Below are 835 nucleotides of genomic sequence, written 5' to 3'. Positions count from 1 at the left end.
AATTTTTCCGTCTAGGCAGTGGATGTTGCCCTCAGGAGTAATTACGAGAGGGTTGATTTCTAACAACGCTAAATCGTAATCATGGAAAAGTTTAGAAAGCCCCAAAAACAACTTTGTGAACTGCTTAATCTGATCGCCAGCGAGACCAAGTTGGAACGCTAGATCGCGTGCTTGGTATGGTTGAGCACCTACTAAAGGATCGATTTCTGCTTTCAGAATTTTTTCTGGCGTTTCTTCTGCAACGGTCTCAATCTCAACACCGCCTTCGGTAGACGCCATGAATACAACGCGACGCGTAGAACGATCTACAACAGCACCAAGATAAAGTTCTTGGTCAATATCAGTACAAGACTCAACTAAGATCTTACTCACTGGCTGGCCGTTTTCGTCGGTCTGGTAAGTCACCAAGTTTTGGCCTAACCATTTTTCAGCAAAGGCTTTGATCTCTTCTTTGCTATCGACGAGTTTTACCCCACCCGCTTTACCACGCCCACCGGCGTGAACTTGCGCTTTAACGACCCACTTGTCGCCGCCGATTTTGTCAGCAGCGGCTGCAGCCTCTTCCGCTGTATCACAGGCATACCCTTGTGATACTGGCAGTCCGTACTCAGCAAAGAGTTGCTTTGCCTGATACTCATGTAAGTTCATAGCTTATTCCGTTGTATTAATGAGTGAGCGGCAGGCGTACGACTAACACCACAAACCTGCCCCTAGTTAACACCTATACTTATAGGCGAATCTAAATTATGTATTATTTGCGTTTCTTTCTGTTTGCTACGTGAATAGCGTGTCCTGAAACAGCTAAAGCCGCCTCGTGCACAGATTCAGAAAGCGT

General features: G+C 46.1%; 1 protein-coding gene. It reads right to left on the bottom strand.

Annotated features, from left to right (window positions below; translation table 11 throughout):
- On the bottom strand, positions 1–648 hold a 648-nt coding region (locus A3739_RS24730), incomplete at its 3' end, for a succinate--CoA ligase subunit beta (protein WP_197472552.1).
- Between the last annotated feature and the right edge of the window lie 187 nt (positions 649–835).

The organism is Oleiphilus sp. HI0067 (assembly GCF_001635735.1).
Note: the sequence above shows the minus strand (reverse complement) of the source record. Positions and strands in the feature narration are given on the sequence as shown.